We start from the raw sequence: 18,935 nt of genomic DNA on the forward strand, positions 1-18,935 counted from the left end.
CACTTTCCTTATGCTTGAGGAGCCTTACGCTGAGGCTTTATGCCGAGGGAGCGTTTTCCTGCACTTCTTTCAGGCCCAGGCGGACCCGGTTGACCAAGGTGTAAGCCAGCAGGACGGCGACCACCGCAAACACAACGTTAATCCACAACGCGTTGATCCAGCCGATGGCAATGCCGGTGGCCAAGGCGCCCAGTGCAAACGCGCGATCGCTCTTGCCCATCGGGCCGTCATATCGCCGCGATGCGCCGACCATCGGCCCGAGGACGCCGCTGTATTCGCTGAACAATGCCAGCAGCGTGACCAACAGCACAATCAACACGCTCACGTCGGGAATCAGGGCGAAAGGCAGGATCAGCGCGCTGTCGGCAACGATATCGCACAGTTCATTAAGATAGGCGCCGAGGCGCGACTGTTGGCCGAATTCCCGGGCCAGCATGCCGTCGATGGCGTTCAGCGCCATCCGCAGGATCATCCACACGGGAATCAGCAGAAAAACCCACAGGTGATGGGCGAAGCAAGCAATCCCGACGCCCGTCACAACCGAAATGACGCCGGCCAGCACGGTAATTTGATTGGCGGTGGTGCCGTTATCGAACAGTCGCTGAACCAGCGGTCGCAACAGATTCTGGAAGGCAGGTTTAAGTTGGTAGATGGAGGGCATCTGGATACGGTCTCAGCAATTGAAAGCGTGAACGTTCAGGGTTATACGTCACAATAATCAGAATGCCATTAAAACTGCACGGCTCATCCTCTTCCAGCGATATCCAGGTCCAATCGGGAAACATCGGCCTCGCGTTTTTCAGTGCTCAGGAGTTAATCCATGGACCGCTTCCAGGAAATGCAAGTCTTCGCTACCGTCGCCCAGGAACAAGGCTTCTCGACGGCGGCGCGGCGTTTGGGAATGTCGGCGGCCAGTGTCACCCGCGCTGTGGCGGCGCTGGAAAAACGCATTGGCACTCAACTGCTGACACGTACCACCCGCAGTGTGCATTTGAGTGAGGCGGGTCAGCGTTATCTGGAGGATTGTCGGAGAATTCTCACCGAGGTGCAGGAAGCGGAGGATTCGGCGGCCGGGAGCCACGCCCAACCCCGTGGGCAATTGACGATCACGGCGCCGGTGTTGTTCGGTGATTTGTTCGTTACGCCGCTCATGGTCGGTTACTTGTCTCAATTTCCTGAAGTCAGCATCAACGCTCTACTGGTCGACCGGGTGGTGAGCATGGTCGAGGAGGGCATTGATGTGGCTGTGCGCATCGGTGAGTTACCGGACAGCAATCAACATGCAATTCGCGTGGGCGAAGTGCGGCGGGTGATCTGCGCCTCCCCTGGATTCCTGGGCGATCATGGTCGGCCCCGGCATCCTGCAGATTTAAGCGCAGGCCCGATCATCGCGACCTCGTCCATCGGTCAGCACAGAAGCTGGCCGTTCATTGACGCGGGAGAGCCGATCAGTGTTCGTCTGGAACCGCGTCTTGTGGTCACTGCCAATCAGGCGGCTATCACGGCTGCCGCCATGGGGCTGGGACTGACCCGAGTGCTGTCGTATCAAGTGGCGAGCAAAGTCGCGGCCGGTGAGCTGGAAATCGTTCTGGCTGACTTCGAACTGCCGCCATTGCCCATTCATGTGGTCTACCAGGGTGGGCGCAAAGCCCCGGCGCGGGTCCGTAGTTTTGTGGACTTCGCGGTGAACGTACTGCGCGAACACCCGGGCCTGCTTGGCTGAAGGGTTATTGCACGGGCTGAAATAATGGATTGCGTTTGCTGGTTATTCTGTTGTTTTGGTTGCGGATGGAAGATGGCCCCCTATCGGCGCTGATCTTCCTGGACGGCGCCACCACCCAGCGGAGTCGACCATGCAAGCGATCAAACTCTACAACTTCCCCCGCTCTGGCCACGCTCACCGTGTGGAGCTGATGCTGTCTTTGTTGCAACTGCCGACCGAGCTGATCTTCGTCGATTTGGCCAAGGGCGCCCACAAGCAAGCGGATTTTCTGACGCTCAACCCGTTTGGGCAGGTGCCAGTGATTGATGATCAAGGCGTGGTGCTGGCCGATTCCAACGCGATCCTGGTCTACCTTGCGCTGAAATACGGCGAGGGTCGCTGGCTGCCAACCGACCCGGTCGGTGCGGCCAAGGTTCAACGCTGGTTGTCGGTCGCCGCCGGGCCAATTGCTTTCGGGCCGGGCAGGGCAAGGCTGATCACCGTATTTGGTGCGCTTTACAACGCGCAAGAGGTGATCGCTTACGCCCACAGCTGGCTCAAAGTGATCGATCAGGAACTGGGCGCAACGCCCTATCTGGCCAGTGGCGAGCCGACTATCGCCGACATCGCTGCGTACAGCTACATCGCCCATGCCCCGGAAGGCAATGTGTCGCTGGATGACTACCCCAACATCCGTGCCTGGCTGACACGGGTTGAAGCCTTGCCGGGGTTTGTCGGCATGCCACGCACCGTCGCCGGTTTGCAAACAACTGCCTGATGTTCACGGCCCGATTGATTCGGGCTGTTCTTGATGCGCGATCAGCGCAGGGGAGAAGCCGTTATGGAGCGTTCACCTTGGCACGCAGGCGAGAAACAGTTGCAGGCTCGTGTGGGTGTCGCCGAGCGCATGGACGAATTAGGTCGTAGGGTGATTCGCAGCGAGATGCCGGATCAGCACCGCACCTTCTATCAGCAACTGCCGTTCATGCTGTACGGCGCGGTGGATGCTGACGGCAACCCTTGGGCCAGCATTCTGGAAGGCGCGCCAGGTTTTGCCCAGTCTCCAGAGCCTGCGCTGTTGCAGTTCGCCAGCCTGCCTGGTCACGACGACCCTGCGCCATTGCAAGACGGAATGGCGATCGGTCTGCTCGGTATTGAGCTGCACACGCGACGTCGCAACCGTCTCAATGGCCGAGTTGGCGCTATGACGGCGAGCGGCTTCGAAGTGACGGTGCAGCAATCTTTCGGCAATTGCCCGAAATACATTCAATTGCGCCAGTTTCACTCGGTGCCCTTGGCGGATCCGTCGGCCCGTGTCGCGCAGCACCTCAACGGGCTGGATGAGGCGGCCAAAGCCATGATCGCCGGCGCTGACACCTTCTTTGTCGCCAGTTATGTGGACGTCGATGGCCAACGCTCGGTGGACGTTTCTCATCGGGGCGGCCAGGCCGGTTTCGTCCAGGTAGAGGGCAATCGACTGACCATCCCGGACTTCGCCGGCAACCTGTTCTTCAATACGTTGGGCAATCTGCTGGTCAATCCTCGAGCCGGATTGCTGTTCATCGATTTCGATTCCGGTGACTTGCTGCACCTCACCGGTCGCACGCAAATCATCCTCGAAGGCCCGCAAGTCGAAGCCTTCCAAGGGGCCGAGCGGTTGTGGACATTCGAGGTGCAGTGCATGGTGCGACGGCCCGCGGCGCTGGCCTTGCGCTGGCGCTTTGACGGCGTGTCACCCACCAGTTTGCTGACCGGGACCTGGGCGCAGGCGAATGCACGCCTGCGAAGCCCAAGCCGGAGCGGTAACCCAGAAAATCCACTGTAGGAGCGACCTGTGGCGAGGGGGCTTGCCCCCGTTTGAGTGCGTAGCACTCACAAAATCTTTGGTACATCAGAGATTTTGGGGCCGCTTCGCAGCCCAACGGGGCGATGCGGCGCTCCGACAAGCCCCCTCCCCACAAAAGCCCGGGCCCGCAGGTTCAGGCGTAGGACAGGGATTTTTCTTCCAGCAGTTCTTCGTACAACGTCGTCCACTTGCGGCCCATTTCTTCCGCCGTGAACAACTGCCGATAACGCGCCTCTGCCTTCACGCCCATTTCGGCCGCAAGCGTCGGGTTTTCCCACAGAGTGCGCATGGCTTCACGGAACGCCTGTGGATGACTCGGCGGCACCACCAGCCCGGTTTCGTTGTGGATGTTGATGTAGCTGGTGCCGGTGCCGATTTCGCTGGAGATCATCGGTTTGCCGTACATCGCACCTTCGAGCAGCGAGATGCCGAACGCTTCGGAGCGCAGGTGCGAGGGAAATACGATGGCGTAACTCAGTTGCAGCAGCGCGACTTTGTCTTCGTCGCCAAGACGCCCCAGAAAGTGAATATTGCGCAAACCCAACGCTGCGGCCTGGGCGTGCAGTTCGGCTTCCAGCGGCCCGGCACCAACGATTACCACCGGGTAATCCACGTCTTTCAAGGCGTCGAGCAGAATGTGCAGGCCTTTGTAATAGCGCATCACGCCCACAAACAGAAAAAACTTATCCCCAAGTGTTTGCCGCCAATGGTTCATGCGTTCGTTATCGGCCTGTGGATAACCGGCTTTGTTCAGGCCATAGGGAATGACGCGGGTCTTGTCCCGAAACTGCTGCAACACATCACTGGTGTGCAGATAGTTGGGGGATGCGGCGACGATCCGGTCAGCGCTGGCAAGGAAGCGGTTCATCAGAGGCCGGTAAAGTTTGAGCAGGTGCTTTTGACGAATGATGTCCGAGTGGTAGGTGACTACGCTGGGTTTGTTTGTGGCGGCAGAAAAATGCACCAGGTCCATGAACGGCCACGGGAAGTGGTAATTGACCACGTCAGCCTCAGCAGCCATTTCGCGAAATTGTTTGAAGACGCTGTAAGAAAAGCCTGTGGAGGCGAACTGAATGTCGAGTTTGGCCCGATGGACTTCGTGCTGCCCGAGTTGCACCACCGGCGGTGTCGGATCGGCACTGAGGGTCAGCACCTGACTTTCAATGCCATGCTGGGCGCCGCTTTCACACAACTGGAAGATCACTTGCTCGATCCCGCCGACGGAGTCAGGCAGGTACGTCTTGAAAAAATGAAGAACTCGCATTCAACCTCCCATGGCCTGGCGGTAGGCGCGAGCAGTGATCTTCGCGCAACGCTCCCAGGAAAAAAGCCTTGCCTGCTGCAATCCGGCTTTTCGGCATGCCTGCCAATGTGTTTGATCGTCGATCAGCCGGCGCATGGCATCGCGCAGGCCGTCTGGATCGTCGGGTTCAATATAGTTGCCCGCAACGCCTGCGACTTCAGGCATGGCCGAACGTCGGGTCAGGATGACCGGCGTGCCGCTGGCCATGGCCTCCAGCACGGGTAGGCCGAAGCCTTCATAGCGCGACGGGAAAATCAGCGCCCGGGCGCCGGCCAACAGCTGCGCGACCTGCTCGTCGGGCAGGTAACCGAGCAAACACACATGACCATTGGCCAATGCCTGGTGCAGCTCATCGTTGAAGTGTTCGCGCTGCCAGCCAGCCATGCCCACGATCAACAGTGGAAAGCGCTGACGCAATGCTTCCGGAAGTTGGGCGTGGGCGCGCAGGGCCAGCGTCAGGTTCTTGCGGGGTTCCAGGGTGCCTACGCAGAGAAAATAATCCCGCATCTCGACCCCGTGGGCCTTGAGCATCGCATCGATGGCCTCAGGCTCGCGTGGGTGGAAACGTGCCGCCACGCCCAGCGGGGCGACTACAAAACGCTCGGCCGGCAGTGCGAAACAGGCTTGAGCCTCGTCGGCAATGTACTGCGAGTCGGTAAGAATCAGCTGCGCCTGTTGCACGCCATCGGCCAGTCGCCGCTCGATTTCTCGCAGGCGTGCCGGTGGTTGCGTCTCGGGATAGTGCAGGTGCGTCAGGTCATGCAAGGTGATGACCGTCGGGCCGTCGAACGACAACGGCCACAGACTGGGTTCGTGATAAAGGTCGATTGCCTGCGTGCGGCCTTGATCAAAGCGCTTCTGCGCCAGCCAGCGTCGAGCCTGATACGCCCCCGGTATCTGCCGCAGCAATGGCGTCAGTCGCGAGTAGCCCGGCATGGCGGCCTCGGGTAGCGAAGAACTCCAGCCCCAGCCATGGAACAGCGACAACTCGACATCCGGCTCGCCGGCCAGGGCATTCACCAGTTCGGCGACGTAATGGCCGATACCGGTGCGCGGGGCCTGGAGGATTCGGGCATTAAGGGCAATTCGCATGTTGCCTCTCTTGCTCTGCGGGTGTTTCCACCAGGTTGCGCAGGGTTCGCTCGGCCAGTTGCGCACTGGCTTCCCGCCAGCCGATCCAGCGCCAGTCCGCCACATCGCGGGCGGCCGGGAATTGTTTGCTGCTCTCGAATCGGGCAACCAGATCGGCCAGGTTCTGTGGTTCGGCCAGGTCGAAGTAGGCCATGAATTCGCCGCCTATTTCACGGAAGACCGGAATGTCGCTGCCCATGGCCGGCAAACCGCGTTGCATGGCTTCCACCAGTGGCAAGCCGAAGCCTTCGACGTAGGACGGAAACACCAGCGCGCTGGCGTGGGAATAGGCATGTTCGAGGCTGGTGTCGCTCAGGTCGTTAAACATGAACAGGCGCTTGTTCAGCTGCGGGTGATTGCGTACCCGGGCGAGCAGGGCATCGCATTTCCAGCCAATGCGCCCGGCGATGCACAGTCGGGCAGTGGAACCTGCGGCCCAGGCGAGTTCGAAGGCGTCCAGCAAGTAGTCGTGGTTCTTGCGCGGCTCGATGGTGCTGACCATCAGGAACACCGGTTCCGGGGTATCGAACAGCCGGGTCAGGCGTGTTTCGACAGCGGCGGTTTCTTCACGCAGGTCCAGTTCGGAGCCCAGATGGAAGTAGTCGAACCACAAGGTGTCGGCTTTGGCAGGGCCGACGCGACGATGCAATTCATCGCGCACCTGATCGCGCACCGTGGCAGAAATCGCCACGTAGCCGTCGGCGGTTTTGGCGATCCAGTCGAACCATTCGTTGAAAATCTGCACCAGTCGCGTGTCGTAGAACTGCGGGTGGGTCAGGGGAATCAGGTCGTAGATCACCGAGACAATGCCCACGCCTTCGCGTTTGAGTTGTTCGGCCAGCGGGAAGAAATCGGCGTGCCAGGACGAATCCAGCAACACCAGTTGGTCGCCCGGTTGATGCTGCAGCGGCGAGCATCGTTTGGGTAGGTAATAGTGATTGATCCGGTCAATCAGGCGCAGCGGTACGCTGAAACCCGCCAGCGCCGTGAGGCGGTAAGCCGCGTACAGCGCGCGCCGGGTCCATCGCGAGGTGCAGCGTTTGTCGAGACGCTGGTGCAGTTGCCAGAAACGATGGGCCAATCGCTCAAGACGCCCACCGAATTCCATCAGCCCATTGAAAAAGGGGATGCCCGAAGGGCTCAGTTTCAGCACCCGGTAGAGCTTGCCCTTGAGCATCACCACCGGGATGCACTCAACGCCATCGACGCGTTCAGGCAACTGGTTGATGACGTTGCGCACCACTCGCTGAATGCCCGAATTGACCTTGGGGTGCTGGAATACGTACGTGCATTCCACCAGGAGACGGGTCATGGCGTGTTCTCCGAAACAATCGATTCAGCCGCGCGAGTGATGGTGGTTTTCGCCCCCAGCCACGAACAGCCGACGAAGTCTTCGTGTCGGTTGTTGATCACATGGAACACCAGGCCGTAGTCGCGCCACTCGAAATTGCGGTCCAGGTGCGAGTCCAGTCGCGACAGGCTCAGGGCCACGGAATAATTGCCTTTGCCCAGGCCCATGACGAAGGCGAAGCGGTAGGTCAGCCGCTCGCCGGCCTGCAGATCGGTGAGGGCGAGGTCCTGACGATGGGTGTTGATGCCGTACATGGCCTGGCCCAGGCGATCCTTGATCATGAAACCCAGCACCAGGCGTTCGATGTCCTGACGCACTTCGACTTGCACCTCAAGCACGACCGGCTGGCCGACTTCGGCGGCATCGATGGCACGTTCGCGCTCATCGAGCAGGCGCACGCTGAGAATCCCGGCTTCACCGGTGCCGGAAACGGTTTGCACCTGGCCATCCGCGAGCATTTCCTGACGCACCGTCTGGCCTTCGCGCTCGGCGAGCAGGGCGTTGTAGTAGTCCATGACGGCTTCGGGCTTGCCGTGCATGGCCATGCGGCCGTTCTCCAGAAGAATTGCCGAATCGCAGATCGACTGAATCGCCGAGCGGTCGTGGGACACGATCAGCAAGGTGGTGCCGGCCCTGCGAAAACTGCGGATGCGTTCGAAGCTCTTGTGCTGGAAGTAGGCGTCGCCCACCGACAGCGCTTCGTCGACGATCAGGATGTCCGGGCGCCGCGCGGTGGCCACGCTGAACGCCAGGCGCATCTGCATGCCGCTGGAGTAGGTGCGCACCGGGTGGTCGATGGCTTCGCCGATTTCCGCGAAATGTTCGATCTGGGGCATCAAGGCTTCGATTTCTTCGACCTGCATACCCAGCAATTGCCCGGCCATGATCGCGTTTTGCCGACCAGTGAACTCCGGGTGAAACCCCATGCCCAGTTCCAGCAGGGCGGCGACGCGGCCTTCGAGCTGGATCTGCCCACAGGTAGGTTGGGTGGTGCCGGTGATCATCTTCAGCAAGGTACTTTTGCCGGCACCGTTGACCCCGACAATGCCCACCGCTTCACCGGGCGCAATCTCGAACGCTACGTCTTGCAGCACCCAGTGCTGGCGATGGCGGATCGGCGAAAACGGAATCAGCCACTCAGCCAGTCGGCTCCAGCGTGTGGGGTATTGCTTGTAGGCCTTGCCCAGGCCGGTTACGCATATGTGCCCCATCAGAGTTCATCCACCATTTCGCCGACCCGCTGACGAAACAGTCGCAGACCGATCACGCAGAACAGCACGCCGATCACGAAAATCGGCAGCAGCGAACTCCAGACCGGCCATTGGCCGTAGAGGAACAGGTTCTGGTAACTGCCCATCAGGTTCGTCAGCGGGTTGAGTTGCAACAGCCGCTGGACCCACTCGGGCAGGATGCTCAGCGGGTACACAATCGGGGTCAGCCAGAACCAGAATTGCAGGCAGATGGCGAACAGTTGCCCGACATCGCGAAAGAACACGTTCAGCACGCCAAGGATCATTCCCAGCCCGGCGCAGAACATCACTTGCAATGCCATCAGCGGCAGCAACGCCAGCAGGGCCATGCCCGGCAAGCGCCCGGTGATCAGCAGAAAGCCCAGGAACAGCGCGATGATGATCGCGAAGTTGATGCCGGCATTGAACAGCACGATCACCGGCAGGCAGATTCTGGGGAAGCTGATTTTCTTCAGCAGGTTGGCGTTTTCCAGAAACATGTTCTGGCTGCGCAGGGTGATTTCCGAGAACAGACCCCAGGTCAGCAACCCGGCGCAGAGGTAGATGCTGTAGGCCATGCCATCATCCACACCCGGCAAGCGTGCGCGCATGATGTGGGAAAAAATCACCGTGTAGACGACGATCATCGACAGCGGGTTGAGCACGGTCCACAAGGCACCGAACAGCGAATTGCGATAACGCGCTTGAAACTCTCGCTTGACGCTACCGAGGATGAAACCTCGATAGCTCCACAGCGAGCGATACAGGGAAAGCAACATTCAAACCGTCCTGCCGTATTGGTCTTCGAAGCGAACGATATCGTCCTCCCCCAGGTATTCACCGCTTTGCACTTCGATGATCACCAGGTCGATCACGCCGGGGTTTTCCAGACGGTGCCGGTGCCCGGCGGCAATGAACGTCGATTCGTTTTTGGCTACCAGGTGCGACCCGGAACCGTTGTTGGTGACCTTGGCCATGCCTTCGACCACCACCCAGTGTTCGTTGCGGTGGTGGTGCATCTGCAACGACAACTTGGCCCCGGGTTTGACCACGATACGTTTGATCTTGAAGCGCGGACCTTCCTCGAGCACGGTGTACGTGCCCCACGGTCGGCTGACTGTGCGGTGCAGGCGATAGGCTTCGTGTTTTTTGTCCTTGAGTTGCCGGGCCACCCGCCGCACATCCTGGGCGCGGTCGGCGTGGGCCACCAGCACGGCATCGGCAGTGTCGATGATGATCAGGTTATCCACACCCACGGCGGCGACCAATCGGTCTTCGCTCTGGACGAAGTTGTTGTGGCTGTCGATGAAGATCGCTTCGCCGCTGGCGCGATTGTGCTGTGCATCGGCCGGCACCAATGCCGCCACGGCGCCCCAGGAACCAATGTCGCTCCAGTCGAAAGAGGCTGGCACCACGACCACCTTGTCGGAGCGCTCCATCAAGGCGTAGTCGATGGAGATGTCGGTGATTTCGGCGAAGTGCGTGGGTGACAGTTCCTGTTGCAGGCAACCGCCGGTTTCCACCGGCGCACTGGCCGCCATGCAGGCCCGAGCCTGTTCCAGCAATGCGGGGGCGTGAAGGTGCAACTCGGCCAGCAGCGTGGCGATCGAGAAGCAGAACATCCCCGAATTCCACAGGAAATTACCGCTCTCCAGATAATGCGTGGCGGTTTGCAGGTCGGGTTTCTCGACGAAGCGCTGCACCTTGGCGGCGCCTTTGTCGTCCAGCGGGGCACCGGTTTCGATGTAGCCGAAGCCGGTTTCCGGGGCTGTCGGCACGACGCCGAAGGTCACCAGATGACCGGCCTTGGCCAGCGTCATGGCATGCTCGACCGCGCTCTTCAATGCATCTTCATCGAGAATCAGATGGTCGGCGGGCATCACCACCATGATCGCTTCATCACCGTGCAGGGCTTGTAGCGAAAGGGCGGCCGCCGCGATGGCCGGGGCTGTGTTGCGGCCCGTCGGCTCGAGCAGAAAATGCCCGCGATGGCGCTCCAGGCGCGCCTCCTGATAGTGATCCTTGCTCTGGAAGTAATAGTCGCGGTTGGTCACCGTGACGATATCGCCCCAGCCATCGAGCAAACCGGCCGCACGCCGATAAGTTTTACTCAGCAGTGAATGACCGTCGGGCAGGGTCATGAACGGCTTGGGATGGCCTTCGCGAGACACCGGCCACAATCGGGTGCCGGCACCGCCGGAGAGAATCACGGGAATCAGCATGGCCTACTCCTTGGCAACGCGTTTCATGTCCGCATCCATCATCATGCGGATCAAGGTGTCCAGATCGGTTTTTGGCTTCCAGCCCAGTACGCGCTGGGCCTTGGCCGGGTTACCAAGCAGCACTTCTACCTCGGCCGGGCGGAAAAACGCCGGGTCGATCTTCACGTAGTCGCGGTAGTTGAGGCCAATGTGTTCAAAGGCGATGCGGCACATTTCGCGCACGGTGGTGGTTACGCCGGTGGCGACCACATAATCGTCAGGCGTGTCCTGTTGCAGCATCAGCCACATGGCTTCGACATAGTCGCCAGCGAAGCCCCAATCGCGTTTGGCGTCGATGTTGCCCAGGCGCAGCTCCTGCTGTTTGCCTTGTTTGATGCGAGCGGCGGCGTCGGTGACTTTACGGGTCACGAACTCGATGCCGCGCAGCGGTGATTCGTGGTTGAACAGGATTCCGCTGCTGGCGTGCAGGTTGAAACTTTCGCGATAGTTCACCGTGATCCAGTGGCCATAGAGCTTGGCCACGCCGTAAGGGCTGCGCGGATAAAACGGTGTGCTTTCGTCCTGCTGCTCGGCCTGAATCAAACCGAACATTTCGCTGGTGGACGCTTGATAGAAACGGGTGTGCGGACTGAACTGACGGATCGCTTCGAGCAGGTGAGTCACGCCCAGGCCGTCGACGATGCCGGTGGTCACCGGTTGATCCCAGGAGGCGGCGACAAAACTTTGCGCCGCCAGATTATAGATTTCATCCGGCGCTGACTTGATCACCGCTCGCTGCACCGAGCAAGCATCGGCCATGTCGCCATCCAGATAGACGATATCGCCCTCGATCCCGGTCTCGCGCAGTCGCCAACGCGAATCGCTGCTGCGCCGCGCCACCAGGCCGTGGACTTTGTAACCCTTGTCGAGCAACAGTTTGGCCAGATACGCGCCGTCCTGACCGGTGATCCCTGTGATCAATGCACTTTTTGTCATTCTTGTCGTACTCGCTTCTCCCAGTCGGACAGGATCGCCCGCAGGGATTGTTGTGTTGTGATTTCAGGCGTCCATCCGGTGGTCTGGGCAAGCTTGGCATGGCTGCCACAAACGCGACGCTGATCCGCCCGGCGAAGACGCGCCGGGTCCTGAACCAGTTGCATATCGACCCGGGCGAGATCCCCCAGCTGTTCGATCAAGCTGCGAATGCTCTGCTCGCGCCCCGAGCAAATGTTGTAGACCTGTCCTGACTCGCCTTTTTCCAGCAAGGCGAAGTAGGCCGACACCACGTCGCCCACATCGAGGAAATCGCGAGTGACGTCGATGTCACCGACTTCCAGTTGCGCTGCTTGCAGGCCTTGTTTGATTCGGCTGATCTGCCGCGCAGCGCTGGCGATGGCGAAGCTGTCTTTCTGCCCGGTGCCGATGTGGTTGAACGGGCGCGCGACCATTACGGGCCAGCCCTCGCTCAGGCCCCATTGCAGGCTCAGGAATTCGGCCGAGAGTTTGCTCACGGCGTAAGGGTTGCGCGGGCAGGGTGGCTGGCCTTCGGTGATGGGCAGATCGGCTTCGTTGACCTGGCCATAGACATCACCGGAGCTGACGTACAGGAAGGTACCGGTGAAACCACGGGCCTTGAGGGCTTGAAGCAGGTTGAGGGTGCCCAGCAGGTTGATATTCAGCGTGCGTGCCGGATCACGAAAGGCTTCGGGGACGAAAGTCTGGCCGGCCAGATGAATGACCGCATCGGGCATCTGCGGCCACAGGCCTTCAAGGCTTTCTGGCTGCGCAAGATCGTAACGGGAAGGGGCGGGCAGCAGTGCCCATTCCGAGGCATCAGCCTTCAGACGAGATTGGATATGTTGTCCTACGAATCCACTCAGACCCGTTACGAACAGACGCTTTTTCAATCAGCGGTCCCCTCAATGCTGAACTTCTGCCACTTCCCACAGGCTTTAGGAAAAGTCTGTCAGACCGAAGAAAAACCTTCGTAGGAAGACAGGCGAAGTCGTTGTTGTAATTGTTTGGTAGCCAATCTGTGCCAATTGCGCAGCAATTTCAATAAGTCCCACCGTGACTGATCAGTTCTCGTTTTTGCAGGCCTTTTTATTCTCGCCGAGCGGTTCACGAACCCTTAATGGATGTGTTTAGAATGCCCCTCGTCACGATCGCCCAGGGTTCGGCAGGGTTGTTCTGCAATGCCGCGAAACTGACCACTAAAACAAGAACGTAGACGGGCATGAAGACTATAGACGAGGACGACACACCGACTCGATCCGTGGCTTTGCCGTCATAGAGTGAGGTCGCCGGGATGGCGGCTTCATCGTGGGATGCCATGAATTTCATTCTTTACTCGGACGTCAACGACAGTTCCATCAGCCAGAGCCTCGGTCGTCCCGAATACAGTTATTACTTCGTGCTCAAGGCTTATCGCCCTGTGCTCGAAAGCCTTGGGCGGGTGCATGTGGTGTCCTCCACCGCCGAAGTCGATCCTCTCTACAGGCAGCTGCGTGCCGCCGGCGAAGACGGCTTGTTCCTGTCTTTCACCCCGCCGCAGAAAACCCCGAGCGACCTTGAGTGCCCGACCATGTGCGTGGTGGCCTGGGAGTTCGATTCGATTCCCGATGAGCAGTGGGACAACGATCCACGCCAGGACTGGACGCGCATGCTGGCGCGCCAGGGCCGGGTGATTACGCTCTCCAGTCATACGGCCCGGGCGATCCGTAGGGCCATGGGCGAAGCATTTCCGGTGTTGGTCTTGCCGACTCCGTTGTGGGAAAACTTCGCCGCCATTCGTAGCCGTCATACCAGTGTGCCGGTCAATGCCGGTTCGACACTCGACATCAAGGGCTGCATCCTTGATAACCGTACGCTGGGGTTGTCCGCCGACTCGCTGATTCCTCCGCCGCTGACCGCTGAGCAACAGGCGGAGCTCGAGGCCTCGCGCCCGCCGCCGCTGACCCTGAAGCGCCGCTTCGTCATCGCCAGGCACTACTTGCGCCTGTGGGCGCTGGACCTGGGCAAGGCGCAACCGGTGCCGGTCCATCGCACTCACTTTTTGAGCCAGTGGTACTGGGAGGGCATTCGCGATCTGTTGTCTGACCCGGCTCATTCCAGGCTCGCAAAATACTTCCCGGGCATTGCCGGTCCACAGTCGGTGCCGGTCCATGTACCCGCAGCCGTGGACCTTCCGGACACTACGGAGCAGGTGCAGACCCATGTCGACGGCGTGGTCTACGTCACCGTGTTCAATCCCAAGGACGGGCGCAAGAATTGGCATCAACTGATCAGCGCATTCTGCTGGGCGTTCCGTGACACCGCGGACGCCACACTGGTACTGAAGATTACCCAGAGCGATCTGTCGTCCTATTACACCGAGTTGATGACCTTGCTGGCGCAACTGTCCCCGTTCGCCTGCCGGGTGGTGGTGATGCACGGTTTCCTGGACGATCCGCAATATGCCCGGCTCTATGAGGCGGCGAGTTATTACGTCAACGCCTCGCGCTGCGAAGGCTTGTGTCTGCCGCTGATGGAGTTCATGGCCAGTGGCAAACCGGTGATCGCCCCGGATCACACGGCCATGGAGGATTACATCGATGAGCGCGTGGCGTTTGTGGTCAAGTCCAGCGAAGAGCTGACCATCTGGCCTCAGGACACCCGCATCATCTATCGGACCCTGCGTTATCGACCGGACTGGGGGTCGTTGAAAACGGCCTACGAAAACAGCTACCGGATCGCCAAGGAACAGCCGTTGGAGTATCAGCAGATGGCTCATGCCGCGGTCGAGCGCATGCACGATTACTGCGCCTTCACTCCAGTGCAACAGCGCCTGGCGGACTTTTTCGGGCTGGCGCCACACGTTGTGCCAGCAACGGCCGTAACGGATGACGCCTCATGCTGATCATCATTCATTCGGAAACCAATCAGCGCACCATTGCCCAGAACCTGGGCCGTTCGGAATACAGCTACTACTTCGTGCTCAAAGAGTATCGACCGGTGCTGGAGCGACTGGGACGGGTGGTGGAAGTCAGCGACCCGCAGGCTGAAGTCGATGCTTTGTACCTCGACTGTCTGTCCCGTGGCGAAGACTGCGTGTTCCTGTCGTTCTCGCCGCCCCATCGCACGCCGGTGCATTTCGCCTGTCCGACCCTGGCGGTGTTTGCGTGGGAATTCAGCACCATTCCCAACGAGCCGTTCGCCGGTGAACCGCGTAACGACTGGCGTACGGTATTGCGCGCGAGCGGTGCTGCGATCACCCATTCCAGCTACACCGTCAATGCCGTGCGCGAAGCCATGGGCGCCGACTATCCGATCATCGCGGTGCCGGCGCCGGTGTGGGATCGCTTTGCCGCACGGGGTGCGCAATTGCAGCGTCAGCCGAAGGCCCGGCAGGTGCGATTGAAGATCAAAGGCTTGCTGGCGGACAGTCGTCAACTTGATCTGCGGGCCTTTGGTCCTGTGCATTTGCGTGCCGGCAAGGGCATCGACTTTCAGGCGCCCGCTCGTGAACAGGCGCTGGTGCTCGATGGTGTGATCTACACCTCGGTGTTCAACCCCGGCGACGGGCGCAAGAATTGGGAAGACATGCTGAGTGCTTTTTGCGTGACCTTCCGCGAGGTAGAAGATGCCACGCTGGTGCTCAAACTGACGCATCACGATGCCGAAGAAGCGCTGACCGATATCCTTCATCACCTGTACAAAAACCAGCCCTACCGCTGCCGTATCGTGTTGATTTATGGCTACCTCGCGGATGCGGATTACGAGCGTCTGGTGCAGGCCACGAGTTACGTGGTGAATACGTCCTATGGCGAAGGCCAGTGCCTGCCGCTGATGGAGTTCATGTCCTGCGGCAAGCCGGCAGTGGCGCCGCGCACCACGGCGATGATTGATTATCTGGACGCGGACAATGCTTTCCTCATCGATTCCACGGATGAGCTGACGGCCTGGCCCCACGACCCGCGAAAGGCGTTTCGCACCCTGCGTTACATCACCAACTGGGCCTCGCTGTGCACGGCTTATCAGGCCAGCTACGCGGTGGCCATGGATGATCCGCAACGCTATGCAAGGATGTCCGCCCACGCGGTGACCAGCCTGCAAAACTTTTGCAGCCAGGCAACCGCTGAACAGCGTCTGAAAGAATTCCTCGCCCGGCTGTTCGAAACCCGCGCTGCGGCTGCCATGGAAACCCCTCAGGCATGATCCGCGCATTGATGAGGCGGCTGCGTCCGATGGCGCAACCCAAAGCTGTGCCTGCGCCGGTTGCGCAAGGCAGTGTGTCACCGCGCGATGTCGGCTTGCACGACGCCATCCTCGATGGCTGGTTTTTGAACGACAGCGGCGAATTGCTCAAGGGTTTTGCAATCACGGCGCACGACACTTTGCTGGACGTCGGTTGCGGTGAAGGCGTTGCGACGTTGTTTGCGGTGCGGCAGGGCGCCTCGGTTATTTTCACCGACAGTGAGCACGACAAGGTCCGTGATCTGGCCCGGCAAGTGGACGCGCAGACGGACAAGCCCCACCTGGGATTGGTCAGCAATAGCCTGCCGTTGCCGCTCGCCGATGGCTGCGCAAACAAAATCGTGTGTATGGAAGTGCTTGAGCACATCGATCAACCCGAACCCTTCATGGCCGAGCTGGTGCGCATGGGCCGTCCGGGTGCGCAGTATCTGCTCAGCGTACCGGCGCCGGTGGGCGAGCATTTGCAGCAGGGCATCGCCCCTGCCAGTTATTTTCAGTCACCCAATCACGTGCAGATTTTTACCCCGGAACGTTTCGCCGCCCTGGTGGAGGACGCCGGCCTGGTGATCGAGCATCGTCAGGCCACCGGGTTTTTCTGGGTGATGGGCATGATCTTTTTCTGGGCCAGCGAGCGCGCGGCCGGGCGCGACTTGGGCGGCGCGGTACGTGACCGGATTCAAGCGCCCTATCCGCCGCTGATGGAGAGCTGGGCGAAAACCTGGCAAGACCTGCTGGCGCAACCCAATGGACTGGCGATCAAGCAGATGCTCGATCAGTTCATGCCCAAGAGTCAGGTGATCATTGCACGTAAACCGATGGCGACCGACTCAAAGGCCGGGACTGCGCCATGAGCAGTCGACGGATTCTCGACATCGAGTTGTTGCGCGGGATCGCTGTGCTTGGTGTGCTGGTGCATCACCTGCAAACCATGCCGTTTCCGGGCCAGTTGCCGGGTTTCGAATCGGGTACGGCCCACGGGCAATTCTGGTGGGGCGTGGACCTGTTTTTTGTCATCTCCGGGTTTGTCATCGCCCGAGGCTTGATTCCGCTGCTGCGGGGTTGCCAGACACCGCAGGCCTTCTGGCTGGAAACCCGCGATTTCTGGATTCGCCGGGCCTTTCGTCTGTTGCCATCCGCCTGGTTGTGGCTGTTGCTGATGTTAGCGGGCGCACTGTTTTTCAATCATTCGGGCGCCTTTGGCACGGTGCAGGCCAATCTGCAGGCGACGCTGGCGGGCTTTCTGCAATTTGCCAATTTGCGCTTTGCCGAAAGCTTCATGCGCTTCGAATACGGTGCCAGTTTCGTTTATTGGAGCCTGTCCCTTGAAGAGCAGTTCTACCTGCTGCTGCCCTTACTGATCCTCGTCTGCCGCAAGCGGTTGGTGTGGGTGTTGCTGGCCTTGGTTGCCGTGCAACTGTTCACTTGGCGTTCAGCGCTGTTGATGAGTTTCAGGACCGATGCCCTGGCATTGGGCGTGTTACTGGCGATGTGGAGCTCGAGGCCGAGCTATCTGACCTGGGAACCACGATGGTTGCGCCGTCGTTGGTCAGGCCTGTTGATCCTGATTGGCCTGGGCGCTGCACTGAGCGTGCTGGCGAGCACACCTTTCAATCTGGCGAGCTATCGGGTCGCCGCGATTGCCTTGTTGTGCGCGCTGCTGGTCTGGATCGCTTCCTACAATCGCGATTACCTGCTGCCCACGGGCAAGCTCAAGCAAGTACTGGTCTGGCTGGGCGCCCGTTCCTACGGCATTTACCTGATTCACATTCCGGCGTTCTTTGTCGTGCGCGAAAGCTGGTTTCGTTTCGCGCCCGCCGGTTGGCAGGACGTGGCGATGCAGCCGGCACTGGCGCTGTTTTGCGCCATGACCCTGATCGTGCTGCTGAGTGAACTCAACTACCGATTCATCGAGCTACCCATGCGCAACCGGGGTGTCCGTCTGGTACATCATTTGCGCCTGTCCCGATCAGCCCATGCATCCTCTGGAGCCACCTCATGCTGAGCCTTTTGAAGAAACTCACGGCGGGCACGTCCGCTACCGCGCAGCCGCTGACGCCGGCATCCTCGGTCGCCGACAAGGTCGACCCCTACATGCTCGGCCTGCACGACGCGATGCTCAGCGGCTGGTTCAACCAGCAAACCGGTGAGCTGTTCACCGGTTTCCCGGTCAGCCCCGAGGATACGCTGCTGGATGTGGGCTGCGGCGACGGAGGCAACGTGCATTTCTGCGGTATGCGCGGGGCGAAGATCATCATTGCCGACATCGACGCCGCCAAGGTCGAAGCGACTCGTCAGCGCCTGAGCGACACGCCGGCACGGGGCATCGAGTGCCACGTCACGGACTGCAATCCGCTGCCGATTGCCGACGCGACCGCGACCCGAGTCGTGTCCACCGAAGTTATCGAACACGTCGACGATCCGGCGCAGTTCCTCGCCGAACTGGTGCGGGTCGGCAAGCCCGGGGCGCTGTATTTGCTCAGTGTTCCGCACCCCAGTTCCGAAGACCTGCAAAAAGACATCGCCGCGCCGGAGTATTTCCAGAAGCCCAACCACATTCGCATCATCAGCGAAGAGCAGTTCAAGGCGATGGTCAGCGATGCTGGCCTGGACATCATCAGCCACAGCCAGTACGGGTTCTATTGGTCGATGTGGATGCTGTTGTTCTGGGAAGCCAAGGTCGATTTCAGCAATGCCGACCATCCATTGCTCAACCATTGGGCCGACACCTGGCAAGCCGTTCTGTCCTCGCCACGGGGGGCGCAGATCAAACAGGCGCTGGATGCGGTGGTGGCGAAAAGTCAGGTGATCATTGCCCGCAAGCCTGAAGCGTAACAGTCGCTGTATCCTTTGTAGCAGCTGCCGAAGGCTGCGTTCGGCTGCGTAGCAGTCGTGAAACCTGCACAGTTTCTCTGAAGACTGCGGGTGTCTGAATGGCGG

At 60.1% G+C, this 18,935-nt stretch carries 16 protein-coding genes and 1 pseudogene; 8 read left to right on the forward strand and 9 right to left on the reverse strand.

Going from position 1 to position 18,935, the window contains the following annotated elements:
* Window positions 1–37: 37 nt before the first annotated feature.
* Complete coding sequence (locus tag BZL43_RS13620; protein WP_095632783.1) at window positions 38–661, reverse strand: CDP-alcohol phosphatidyltransferase family protein; 624 nt, start codon at window positions 659–661, stop codon at window positions 38–40.
* Window positions 662–820: 159 nt separating this feature from the next.
* Between BZL43_RS13620 and BZL43_RS13625 the strand changes: the two genes are divergently transcribed.
* The 3 genes and pseudogenes from BZL43_RS13625 to BZL43_RS13635 form a co-directional block, all read left to right on the forward strand.
* On the forward strand, window positions 821–1,723 hold the full coding sequence (locus tag BZL43_RS13625; RefSeq protein ID WP_095632784.1) for a LysR family transcriptional regulator: 903 nt from the start codon (window positions 821–823) through the stop codon (window positions 1,721–1,723).
* 130 nt (window positions 1,724–1,853) lie between these two features.
* A complete protein-coding gene (locus BZL43_RS13630) occupies window positions 1,854–2,480 on the forward strand; it encodes a glutathione S-transferase family protein (RefSeq protein WP_095632785.1) in 627 nt (208 codons plus the stop codon).
* Window positions 2,481–2,543: 63 nt separating this feature from the next.
* Window positions 2,544–3,491 (forward strand): annotated as a pseudogene (locus tag BZL43_RS13635) (pyridoxamine 5'-phosphate oxidase family protein); the annotation flags it as partial.
* Window positions 3,492–3,681: 190 nt separating this feature from the next.
* Here the strand turns inward: BZL43_RS13635 and BZL43_RS13640 are convergent.
* The 8 genes from BZL43_RS13640 to BZL43_RS13675 are packed head-to-tail and all read right to left on the reverse strand — an operon-like array spanning window position 3,682 to window position 12,670.
* Entirely contained in the window at window positions 3,682–4,812 is a 1,131-nt protein-coding gene (locus BZL43_RS13640) for a glycosyltransferase family 4 protein (RefSeq protein ID WP_095632787.1), read from the reverse strand.
* Window positions 4,813–5,943 (reverse strand): glycosyltransferase family 1 protein, encoded by a 1,131-nt coding sequence (locus tag BZL43_RS13645; protein WP_095632788.1) that lies wholly within the window; start codon window positions 5,941–5,943, stop codon window positions 4,813–4,815.
* The gene (locus BZL43_RS13650; RefSeq protein ID WP_095632789.1) at window positions 5,927–7,294 is read right to left on the reverse strand and encodes a glycosyltransferase family 1 protein; all 1,368 of its coding nucleotides are present in this window, start codon (window positions 7,292–7,294) and stop codon (window positions 5,927–5,929) included. The genes BZL43_RS13645 and BZL43_RS13650 overlap by 17 nt, the downstream gene beginning before the upstream one ends.
* Entirely contained in the window at window positions 7,291–8,544 is a 1,254-nt protein-coding gene (locus tag BZL43_RS13655) for an ABC transporter ATP-binding protein (RefSeq protein ID WP_095632790.1), read from the reverse strand. The genes BZL43_RS13650 and BZL43_RS13655 overlap by 4 nt, the downstream gene beginning before the upstream one ends.
* Window positions 8,544–9,341 carry an ABC transporter permease gene (locus BZL43_RS13660; RefSeq protein ID WP_095632791.1) on the reverse strand — a complete coding sequence of 266 codons (798 nt, stop codon included), beginning with the start codon at window positions 9,339–9,341 and terminating at the stop codon, window positions 8,544–8,546. Before BZL43_RS13660 ends, BZL43_RS13655 begins: the two co-directional genes overlap by 1 nt.
* On the reverse strand, window positions 9,342–10,784 hold the full coding sequence (locus BZL43_RS13665; RefSeq protein ID WP_095632792.1) for a mannose-1-phosphate guanylyltransferase/mannose-6-phosphate isomerase: 1,443 nt from the start codon (window positions 10,782–10,784) through the stop codon (window positions 9,342–9,344).
* Between the two features lie 3 nt (window positions 10,785–10,787).
* A complete protein-coding gene (gene gmd / locus BZL43_RS13670; RefSeq protein WP_095632793.1) occupies window positions 10,788–11,759 on the reverse strand; it encodes a GDP-mannose 4,6-dehydratase in 972 nt (323 codons plus the stop codon).
* Window positions 11,756–12,670 (reverse strand): GDP-mannose 4,6-dehydratase, encoded by a 915-nt coding sequence (locus tag BZL43_RS13675; protein WP_095632794.1) that lies wholly within the window; start codon window positions 12,668–12,670, stop codon window positions 11,756–11,758. The genes gmd and BZL43_RS13675 overlap by 4 nt, the downstream gene beginning before the upstream one ends.
* A gap of 425 nt (window positions 12,671–13,095) precedes the next feature.
* On the opposite strand from BZL43_RS13675, the gene BZL43_RS13685 reads away from it, so the two are divergent.
* Genes BZL43_RS13685 through BZL43_RS13705 form a run of 5 tightly spaced genes read left to right on the forward strand, consistent with a single transcriptional unit; the run spans window position 13,096 to window position 18,830 of the window.
* Window positions 13,096–14,661 (forward strand): glycosyltransferase, encoded by a 1,566-nt coding sequence (locus BZL43_RS13685; protein ID WP_256582842.1) that lies wholly within the window; start codon window positions 13,096–13,098, stop codon window positions 14,659–14,661.
* On the forward strand, window positions 14,655–15,959 hold the full coding sequence (locus tag BZL43_RS13690; protein ID WP_095632797.1) for a glycosyltransferase: 1,305 nt from the start codon (window positions 14,655–14,657) through the stop codon (window positions 15,957–15,959). Before BZL43_RS13685 ends, BZL43_RS13690 begins: the two co-directional genes overlap by 7 nt.
* A complete protein-coding gene (locus BZL43_RS13695; protein ID WP_095632798.1) occupies window positions 15,956–16,849 on the forward strand; it encodes a bifunctional 2-polyprenyl-6-hydroxyphenol methylase/3-demethylubiquinol 3-O-methyltransferase UbiG in 894 nt (297 codons plus the stop codon). Before BZL43_RS13690 ends, BZL43_RS13695 begins: the two co-directional genes overlap by 4 nt.
* Entirely contained in the window at window positions 16,846–18,000 is a 1,155-nt protein-coding gene (locus tag BZL43_RS13700) for an acyltransferase (RefSeq protein WP_095632799.1), read from the forward strand. The genes BZL43_RS13695 and BZL43_RS13700 overlap by 4 nt, the downstream gene beginning before the upstream one ends.
* A complete protein-coding gene (locus BZL43_RS13705) occupies window positions 17,994–18,830 on the forward strand; it encodes a class I SAM-dependent methyltransferase (protein ID WP_095632800.1) in 837 nt (278 codons plus the stop codon). The genes BZL43_RS13700 and BZL43_RS13705 overlap by 7 nt, the downstream gene beginning before the upstream one ends.
* The last annotated feature ends 105 nt before the right edge of the window (window positions 18,831–18,935 follow it).

This window comes from Pseudomonas sp. PICF141 (assembly GCF_002286815.1).
Lineage (GTDB): Bacteria > Pseudomonadota > Gammaproteobacteria > Pseudomonadales > Pseudomonadaceae > Aquipseudomonas.

Bases quoted from the DNA above. Each gene is read 5' to 3' on its own strand.
- BZL43_RS13695 (WP_095632798.1), top strand. From the start codon at position 15,956: ATGATCCGCGCATTGATGAGGCGGCTGCGTCCGATGGCGCAACCCAAA.
- BZL43_RS13685 (WP_256582842.1), top strand. From the start codon at position 13,096: ATGAATTTCATTCTTTACTCGGACGTCAACGACAGTTCCATCAGCCAG.
- BZL43_RS13665 (WP_095632792.1), bottom strand. From the start codon at position 10,784: ATGCTGATTCCCGTGATTCTCTCCGGCGGTGCCGGCACCCGATTGTGG.
- BZL43_RS13655 (WP_095632790.1), bottom strand. From the start codon at position 8,544: ATGGGGCACATATGCGTAACCGGCCTGGGCAAGGCCTACAAGCAATAC.
- BZL43_RS13650 (WP_095632789.1), bottom strand. From the start codon at position 7,294: ATGACCCGTCTCCTGGTGGAATGCACGTACGTATTCCAGCACCCCAAG.
- BZL43_RS13690 (WP_095632797.1), top strand. From the start codon at position 14,655: ATGCTGATCATCATTCATTCGGAAACCAATCAGCGCACCATTGCCCAG.
- BZL43_RS13630 (WP_095632785.1), top strand. From the start codon at position 1,854: ATGCAAGCGATCAAACTCTACAACTTCCCCCGCTCTGGCCACGCTCAC.
- BZL43_RS13640 (WP_095632787.1), bottom strand. From the start codon at position 4,812: ATGCGAGTTCTTCATTTTTTCAAGACGTACCTGCCTGACTCCGTCGGC.
- BZL43_RS13625 (WP_095632784.1), top strand. From the start codon at position 821: ATGGACCGCTTCCAGGAAATGCAAGTCTTCGCTACCGTCGCCCAGGAA.
- gmd (WP_095632793.1), bottom strand. From the start codon at position 11,759: ATGACAAAAAGTGCATTGATCACAGGGATCACCGGTCAGGACGGCGCG.
- BZL43_RS13620 (WP_095632783.1), bottom strand. From the start codon at position 661: ATGCCCTCCATCTACCAACTTAAACCTGCCTTCCAGAATCTGTTGCGA.
- BZL43_RS13700 (WP_095632799.1), top strand. From the start codon at position 16,846: ATGAGCAGTCGACGGATTCTCGACATCGAGTTGTTGCGCGGGATCGCT.
- BZL43_RS13705 (WP_095632800.1), top strand. From the start codon at position 17,994: ATGCTGAGCCTTTTGAAGAAACTCACGGCGGGCACGTCCGCTACCGCG.
- BZL43_RS13660 (WP_095632791.1), bottom strand. From the start codon at position 9,341: ATGTTGCTTTCCCTGTATCGCTCGCTGTGGAGCTATCGAGGTTTCATC.
- BZL43_RS13645 (WP_095632788.1), bottom strand. From the start codon at position 5,943: ATGCGAATTGCCCTTAATGCCCGAATCCTCCAGGCCCCGCGCACCGGT.